The 8,313-nt window shown below is 59.8% G+C and carries 7 protein-coding genes and 1 tRNA gene; 2 read left to right on the forward strand and 6 right to left on the reverse strand.

Annotated elements, in window-relative coordinates:
- Positions 1 to 263: response regulator (locus NW849_RS13210; protein WP_414358178.1), on the reverse strand; the 263-nt coding region annotated here is incomplete at its 3' end.
- On the opposite strand from NW849_RS13210, the gene NW849_RS13215 reads away from it, so the two are divergent.
- Together NW849_RS13215 and fni are read left to right on the forward strand one after the other, a co-directional pair.
- A complete protein-coding gene (locus tag NW849_RS13215) occupies positions 262 to 384 on the forward strand; it encodes a hypothetical protein (RefSeq protein ID WP_414358179.1) in 123 nt (40 codons plus the stop codon). The genes NW849_RS13210 and NW849_RS13215 overlap by 2 nt on opposite strands.
- Before the next feature lie 178 nt (positions 385 to 562).
- Entirely contained in the window at positions 563 to 1,660 is a 1,098-nt protein-coding gene (gene fni, locus NW849_RS13220) for a type 2 isopentenyl-diphosphate Delta-isomerase (RefSeq protein ID WP_414358186.1), read from the forward strand.
- A gap of 27 nt (positions 1,661 to 1,687) precedes the next feature.
- Here fni and NW849_RS13225 read toward each other — a convergent pair whose 3' ends face one another.
- The 5 genes from NW849_RS13225 to NW849_RS13245 all read right to left on the reverse strand — a co-directional run.
- Positions 1,688 to 4,195, reverse strand: a complete 2,508-nt coding sequence (locus tag NW849_RS13225; protein ID WP_414358180.1) for a sigma 54-interacting transcriptional regulator — start codon at positions 4,193 to 4,195, stop codon at positions 1,688 to 1,690.
- A 115-nt stretch (positions 4,196 to 4,310) separates the two neighbouring features.
- Complete coding sequence (locus tag NW849_RS13230; protein ID WP_414358182.1) at positions 4,311 to 5,909, reverse strand: DUF6930 domain-containing protein; 1,599 nt, start codon at positions 5,907 to 5,909, stop codon at positions 4,311 to 4,313.
- A gap of 189 nt (positions 5,910 to 6,098) precedes the next feature.
- A tRNA-Thr gene (locus NW849_RS13235) sits at positions 6,099 to 6,171 on the reverse strand.
- 289 nt (positions 6,172 to 6,460) lie between these two features.
- On the reverse strand, positions 6,461 to 7,156 hold the full coding sequence (locus NW849_RS13240; protein ID WP_414358189.1) for a TPM domain-containing protein: 696 nt from the start codon (positions 7,154 to 7,156) through the stop codon (positions 6,461 to 6,463).
- A gap of 260 nt (positions 7,157 to 7,416) precedes the next feature.
- A partial coding sequence (locus tag NW849_RS13245; protein WP_414358183.1) for an FAD-binding oxidoreductase occupies positions 7,417 to 8,313 on the reverse strand: 897 nt, incomplete at its 5' end.

Here is an 8,313-nt window from a genome sequence, read left to right on the forward strand (position 1 = left end):
TCCGCTTCGGATCCCCGGTGGGAGAGTAGCAAAATCAGCAGATCGTACTGGCGATGGGCCCACCGGCACAATTGCAGCCCGCCGCGGTTGGACAGCTCCGCATCCAAAATCAGCAGGTGAATGGGCTGCTGTTGCAGCAGAGTCTTTGCTTGGCGAAGGGTCTCTGCTTCCCAAACTTGGTGTCCGGCCTGTTGCAAATGCCAACACAGCAAGCTGCGCAGATGAGGGTTGCCTTCTGCCAGCAAGATGTGCAAGGGTTGCATGGCTGTTCGGTTGGGATCCCGCCCACATCATAGTGCTCCGCACCGCTACCGCGACAGTGCTCCGCACCGCTACCGCGACAGTGCTCCGCACCGCTACCGCGACAGTGCTCCGCACCGCTGACGCGACAGTGCTATGCCTCCGGCACCCTACCGGGAACCGCACCGCTGTCGTTGTAGATAGCGAGTCACCTTGGACTCCGTCCCGCTAGCGCGAACGGGCAATGCTGTTCGCCTTTGGCAGCGCGCGGCGTTATAGACTGACAATCTCTACCAAGACCAAGGTGCTCCGCACTGCTGACATGATGGCCGATTCTCTCCCCCCCATTTCCGAGCGCAAACAGGATCACCTGGACATTGTTCTGCAGCAGGATGTGGCTGCCAAAGGGATCCGCACCGGCTTTGAGCGGTTTTTCTTTGAGCACGTGGCGTTGCCGGAGCTGCTGTTGTCGGAGATCGACCTGAGCTGCGAGTTCTTGGGAAAACGCCTACAGGCACCCCTGCTCATCAGCAGCATGACGGGGGGAACAAAGGCTGCCCGTGAGTTGAACCGACAACTGGCCGCCGCCGCCCAACAGTTGGGCATTGCCATGGGGGTGGGATCCCAGCGGGCAGCTTTGGAACATCCAGAGCTGGCCCGGACTTACCAGGTGCGCCAAGTGGCCCCGAATATTTTGCTGCTGGCCAACCTGGGTGCCGTTCAGCTCAACTACGGTTATGGGGTGGAGCAGGCGCGACGGGCGGTGGAGATGATCGAGGCGGATGCATTGATTCTGCACCTCAATCCTCTCCAGGAGGCGGTTCAACCCCAAGGGGATCCCGACTGGCGTGGATTGTATGGCCGCATCGAACAGTTGGTGGCGCAGTTGCCGGTGCCCGTGGTGGTGAAGGAAGTGGGCAATGGCCTCAGTGCTAAGGTAGCCCAGCGGCTGGCCGAATGCGGTGTGGCGGCCCTAGATGTGGCGGGAGCGGGCGGCACCAGTTGGAGCGAGGTGGAGGCCCATCGCCAACCAGATGCTCTCAAGAAACGCATCGCCCACAGCTTTAGGGATTGGGGGATCCCAACGGCTTTGTCCCTGCTGGAAATTCGTCGCCTGCTGCCGGACTTACCCCTGGTGGCCAGCGGTGGCATCCGCAATGGCATCGACGCGGCCAAAGCCATCCGTCTGGGAGCCGATGTGATAGGTATGGCCGCCCCCGCTTTACACGCCGTCTCCCAAGGACAGATGCAGGCGGTGGTGGACACCTTTCGTGCCGTGATCGAGGAGCTACGTATTGCTGCCTTTTGCACCGGATCGGCCAACTTGGCCCGGCTGCGACAAGCTACTCTGCGGCGGCAGGATACCTGGGATCCCTTACCCTCGAAGGCTTCTCTCAATAGCCCAGGCGTCTCACCCTAACCTGAAACGACTACAAATGGGTTGAAATCAAATTCCCAGCACCTGCCACAAGCTGACCACCAGCACCAGCGCGCCCAGATGGTAGGGCCACTGCAGGCTTTGGCGGGCGATTTTGCCGGTGAGCGCCCAGGAGAGGAGCAAAGCCAAGAGCAGCGTGGATCCCTGGAGAAACCGGATCACCGCTGGGTGAGTCTGCCAGAGGATGGGAAGAGGGGATCCCGCCTGGGAGAAAGTTGCCCAGGTTACCGGCAGCACCTGACCTGCCTCTGTTAAAAATAGCGGCCAGTAGAAAGCCAAAGTTCCCCCCAAAACCAAAGGCAGATAGCCGTAGATCATCTCCGCAAACCGACGGGGCCGTGCCCCCTGGCCCAGCCTATGCCACAGCCAGGCCAAGCCCCAAGCTGCCAAGGGCACAAGGCTGGGAACACTCAAAGCCAGCAAAGCAGCCCCCAGATGGGGCCAAAACCCATTCAGATCCCAGCTCAGACCCCATTGCGCCATCTGTTCTGCCAACCGTGGCAGACAGTGTAGGTAAATGCCCCCCAACAGCAACAGCAGCAAGGCAATTTCGGCGGCGCGGGGCGTATGGGTAGTCCACAGCTCGATCCCGGGCGGGCGCAGGTTAAACTCCACCGAGCGATGGGGACAGGCTTTGAGGCAAGTCATGCAGAGCACGCAATCTTTGTTGTCTTGCAGTTGCGCCGGATGAGAATAGAGGGGGCAGCCTCCTGTCGCCATGCCTTCGCCCTTCTCCGGCCCACCCTTGTAGCACTGGTAGGTGGTGCACTCTGCCGAACAGGTGCCTTGCTGAGCCCGCAGCTCTGTCATCGAGAGCTTAGCGTAGAGACCGTTCATCCCCCCAATCGGACAGAGATAGCGACACCAAAAACGCCGCTCAAACACCAGCGAGCATACCACTGCCCCACCGGTAATCAGCAGCAGCAGCCACCCCGACAGGTAAGCCGTATTGGGCAGATCCCAGATCTCCTCCCACAGGAAAATCAGAGCAAACCCGGCAAACAGCGCCCAACCTCCCCAGCGCTCCGCCTGCTGTCGCGGCCATTTCCCCAACTGCCGCGGCCACATGCGTAAAGACAGCCTCTGAACCAATTCCCCGTAGATCATAAAGGGGCACACCGCACACCACACCCGTCCCAAGAAGGGAAACACCAGCAGCACCAGCGGCCACCACCAGGCCCAGAAAAGATTTAACCCCACGTTGTGGGCGCGATCCTGAGGCCCCCAGAACAAGAGAAACACCACCAGGGTATAGAGGGGCAACACCAAGCTGTAGTTGAGGCGATCCGGCCACCAAGGGCTGCGCAGAAAGCGACGCAAGCCGGGATAGGCGTTGAGCAGGTTCAGGCGAAACCGCTTGCCGCGAGGCTGGGACACCCAAAACACCTCTTCGCTGAGCACTCGTGCCCCTGCAGCCTGCACCACCGCCCGCTCGATCAAACTGCGCAGCTCCCGGGAGTTGCCGGGAAAGTCGTAGCTCTGTAAGCGGCGCAACGCTTCCGGAGAGAGCTTGGGCTTGGGGATCCCACGTCGGCGGCTGTAGAGGCTGAGAAAATAGTCGGCCATGGCTTTGATATCGGCCTTGCGCACTCGCAGCGGCGGCACTTTGACGGCCATCACCCAAGGATCAAGAGCGGGGATGGCCCGTTCCGACACCATCAGCAGGCGACAGCGACAGGGACGCTCCTCAACCGCATCCCCTTCCCCCCGCTGCACAGGCGTGTAGGATCCCGTCTCCAGCAGGCGCAGCAGCTTGGGCATCAGCTCGGCGGGCAGCTCTTGGATGTTGTTCAGCAGCAGCGTGCCCTCTCCCAGCCACTCCAATAACCCCGGCTTGCCCCCTGCCCGCCCGAACAAATCGGCACCACTGGCCTGCAGGGCGCTGCAATCCACCTTAATCATGGGCTGGCGCCGCCGCGGGGATCCAAAATGAATCAGGGCGGCGACGTTATCTTTTTCCAGTCCGGGTTCTCCGAAGATCAGCACCGGAGCAGAGCTGCGGGCCGCTTCTTTGATCTGCTGACGCAGGCGCACCGCGTAGCGGCTGGAGCCGACGATGCCTCGCTCCACCTTGGGCACCAAGTAGGGGCGCAAAGCCACCTGCCGTTCCTGCTCATAGCTGAGGCGGTCTTGCATCTCGGCCAAAGCCCCTGCCAACTCCCCAGACTGCTCAGTCACCCAGCGGCGCACAGCAGCAGCCGGGATCCAACCCCGGATCCCATCAGAAGCAGCCAGCAAATGGCGACGAAGGGGTTGCTCTGCCAGTACCTCCGCCAGATGCACCACCGAGCCGGGCAGCAGGCCGACCGGATCCTCAGAATGGGGATCCCGTTCTTCCCAGCGCCCTTCCAGCAAAATCTGGATCCCATCCGGCAGGGTTCCGGCCACCGCCAAAGTCTCCCCCTGGCGAAAAGGGTGCTCTTGCATTTGCTCGGCCAGAGGGGCCAAACTCTCCGGCGCCAAACTTTGAAACAAGGTCTGCTCTTTCAACCACTGGGCACGCTCAGTGGGGGTCATCTGCAGTGCCTCTGTTGTCTAAGGATGTCTAAGGATCCCTTAGCTGCATTATCCTGCCTCTTTTGGGCAGCTTCCGGCTTGTTGAGATCCTTATATCTGAACAACATCTGGACGGTCAAGGCAAGTGCAATTGTCGGCTAATCCGCACCATCGGCCCCAGTCCCAGTCCCGTTGGGTTCAAAGCCTGCATCTCAAACAAGGCCAGAATGTGGCGCACTTGCAGCTCTGGGCGCGTAGAATTCACCCCCATCGCCACCACCAAGCCGCAATAGCCACCCGTATCCCGGCAACGCCGCTCCCAGCGCTTGCGAGCCATGGAGTGAACGGGATCATCTTCGGGAAACTCTCCAAACAGGTGCAGATCGCGATTGCCCGTTTGCACAATTTCCAAGTCGTAGCGATCGCCATCGAAGGGATCCACCCCTGTGTTGAAACAAACGCCCTGGGGCCCGCCTTCCCCACGCAAATTCTCGATGAGCTGCTTTGCTTTTGATCGAGAGGTGCGCACAATCACCACCGGCAGCCCTTCTCCATTTTTCACCAGCTTGCTTTGGGGGAGAGGATGCCATTGCCCCGTGCGACGCAGCATTTCCACCGTTGTCCACGGCAAGACCCCCAGGCCTATCTGCGCGCCCTCGGGCACCAAATCATCCCGCAGCAGGGTTTGTGCAGGTTCTTCCGCCTCCCCTTCCAGCTGCAGCAGCTCTTCGGCCACGTCCGGCAGGGTGCGCACCTGCACCGAAAGGGTTGTCCCCTTCTCTTGGGGATTGGGAATGCGGTACCGGCCTTGATAGGGTCGAAAGTCATCTTCCAGCTTGCGGTGGTACTGCTTGAAGAAGCGATGCAAGGCTTCCAAGGCCACCGATAAGGCCGCCGCCTCATCCTCCTGCAAAGTCACGCGCAAGCCTTCCAGGGGGTGAATGGTGCCGAAGTTCGGCTCAATTTCCTCGGGATCCAAATCTGCCAAGTCCAGATCCGGCAGTTCGTTGAGTTCAGGATTGCCAGCTTGGAAGGTGAGATAGAGACAATCTTGCCTGAGGAAAGCCTCCTCCATTTCTTCGGGAGTGGCCGGCTGGGCCGCATCCTGGCGAAACTGTTTAAGAGAGGGCAGCGAGCGATAAAAAAGCACCCCATACTCCATGCCCAACCGCCCCATCACCGAGACATAAAGGGTTTGGATGTCCCAGTGATCTAGGTCGATGGCCAAGATTTGGTGATCCTCTAGGTAATCCCAGGGAGCATCTCGCCAGAGGGTAAGGGCTTTGCCGGCCAGCAACTCAACATAGTGTTCCGGCAGAGGGGGAGGGATCCGCTCGTTGGCCTCTTCAAAGCTCTGCAGGATCTCGTCGATCAGAGGCAATTCCGGCTGGCATTCCACCTTGATGTCCAGCTCGTGCAGGATGCCGCGCAAGAAAAATTGCACCTCTCGATCCCGCACGATGATCTTCTGGGGACGAGCAGGTGAGGCAGCATGGGGCCGCTCCATGGCCACAATCAAGGTTCGCACCATCGGCTCAAAGCCAGAACCGGCGGGCACCACCTCCATGGCCCGTACCACGCCCTGAACGCCATCTACCCAAAGAATGCACTCCCCTTCCGTTTGGGATCCCACGGGTGGCGATCCTGAGAGCTTGTGACGATCCCCTTCCCACACGGAGGGCACCTGGGGCAGCTTTTGCAATCGACGAACCGTAGCGGCTGGGAGACCGGACATAGACATCCAAGGAGAATCAGGAGAACAACCCAATCGGCTGAGTAGGTATGCCAAACTGAGCAGGGATCGGCCTTGGCCTCCTGTCAACAAGACCCAGGGATCCCGCTAATGCCAATCTAACCACCAGTGTAGAAGCTGAGTTCGGCTTCAGCGAGAGGAGACAGCAGAGCCAAGTTCCATGGCACCAGAAGCTGATGGTCAGATTCGAACTGACGACCGCTCGATTACAAGTCGAGTGCTCTACCAACTGAGCTACACCAGCAATTTGGCTTTACCAAGCCTAGCATTTTCCAGGATTCCCCCTTGGCCTTGTCCTGTGGATCCCAGCACCACAAGAGAAGGGCTCGGACAGTTGCTGCTGAGAGCTTCTCCAGAGATGCAACCATAGTCATCTCAAATAGCCAGCTTGCTCCCTCAATCCCTGGCCGCCCTCTCCCTTTGGGAGGGCGGAAGCGGCTCGGAGCGTTTGGGCAGCAGCCCAGAGCCCTTGAGGAGGGCCTTAATCTTCTCTAAATCTAATCATAACTCACCCATCCGACTTCAAGAGTCGGCTACTGCCGATCCACTGCCGGGCGAGCAATGGGAGCCAGGTAGATCACCAAAGCCCCTGCCAGAAACCCCAAGACGTTGCGCAACACCGGGATCCAATCCTGAGTACGTGTGACCACCGGGCCGATACCGAAAGCCCCGAACAAAATGAACCACAGGGGAGAAATGAGCAAGGCCCAACGCCAGTTAAACAGCTCCTCCGCATGGCGGGGCTTGCCGGCAAACCCAAGGACAATCCCCCCCAAAATCGAGGTCACCAGCGTCAGGATCCACTGCTCTTGAGGCAGGCCGGGCACCACACGGCAGCCCCCCTGATGAAAGCAGCGATCCAAGACATCAACGGTCTCTAAGATGGCGCGGTGGGTGCCGTGCTCCCGCACATAGAATTGGTTGCCAAAGCGAGATTGCAGCTCAATCCAAAAGGTACGTGGCAAGATCTCGCGCACAGCATCCCCCACATTAAACGCCAGTAAGTTGCCCCCCCTGGGATCCGCCACCATCAGAACGCTGCGCTCATTCAAGCCCCAGTATTCCTTCACCTGACGACCCGGTGTTTGGTCGAACTGAGTCAGCACCCGCAGCTTCCAGCCGGTGTCTTGCTCTAACTTGTTCAGATGCTGGGCCAGTTGAGCTTCCTGATTGCTGGTCAACTGATCCGCTAAGTCCAAGACCGGCACAGGCGGCTGGGGCAACTCCATCGGCACCACCGGCAGGGCAGGTTGCGCCCAGGTCAGGGATCCCCCGCCCACCGCAATCAACAGCCCAAGGCAAAAGCCCACCCCAACGCGGAGTATCCGCTGCCACTCGATGCTCATGCTGATCCCTCTCCTAGCTTTGACGCTGAGATACTGAGAAATGATGTTAAGAAATGTTTCAATTTCTTATAGATCTATCATGCACCGGAACAAGACGTTTGGCCAGAGGGATCCCGGGGAAGGAGCGGTGACAGGGGCAGTGCCTATATCAAGCTGGGGCTGAAGGTGCCGGCAGGGTCAAATTGCTGCTTCAGCTTGCGCATTAGGCTGGCAACCGGGCCAAAGTCATGGGCAAGAGCCCTCTTCAGAGCTGGCGGAGCCTCCAGAAGCAGGAGAAATCCGCCTGCGGACTTGAGGTAGCGTTGCAGTTGCATTAGGGATCCCACTTCTGGCTGAACCAGCCAAGCCCGTCCTAGCCCACAGCCTCGGTGCAGTTGCACCTGAGCTCCAGGAAACAGGGTTTGAAACTGCTCCAGTGTTGCCAAGCTCTGACTGGGCAGGCACCCGAACTTGGCCAGCACTGCTCCTGAGCCGGGTTGAGGCAGGGACAGAGAGCCGGGATTCACTTCCTGCAAAGTCAGCCCTGCAGGGGCCAGCCGCCGCGTTTGGGCCATCTGTTGGGCGATTGCTCGCTCCGATCCATGAAAGCTGAGCCAAACCTGGGATCCCTCTGCCCTCAGCCAGAGATCCACCCCCACAGGGTTAACGGGGCCGGTCAGCACCTGCCGACACAAAACCTCCAGCTCCGGCAGGGATCCTGTAGCCAGCAAAGCAGACTGAGCTGCCGGCAAGGGGTAAAGCCGCAGGCTCACCTGGGTCAAAATTCCCAAGCTGCCCAGGGATCCAGTGAACAGCTTCATCAGGTCATAGCCGGCAACATTCTTGACAACCCGCCCGCCCGCTTTGGCCACCTCCCCATCCGCCCGCACCCAGGTCATGCCCAGTAGCAAGTCGCGGATCCCACCGTAACGCCAGCGCAGAGAACCTGTATCGGCAGTGGCAATAATGCCCCCCAGGGTAGCCCGATCCGGATAGAGGGGATCCACCGGCCACCATTGCCCTCGCTCCGCCAAAATGGGTTGCAGTTCCGCCAAAGTCAT

Origin of the sequence: Synechococcus sp. R55.3 (genome assembly GCF_047461975.1) — a bacterium.
GTDB lineage: Bacteria > Cyanobacteriota > Cyanobacteriia > Thermostichales > Thermostichaceae > Thermostichus.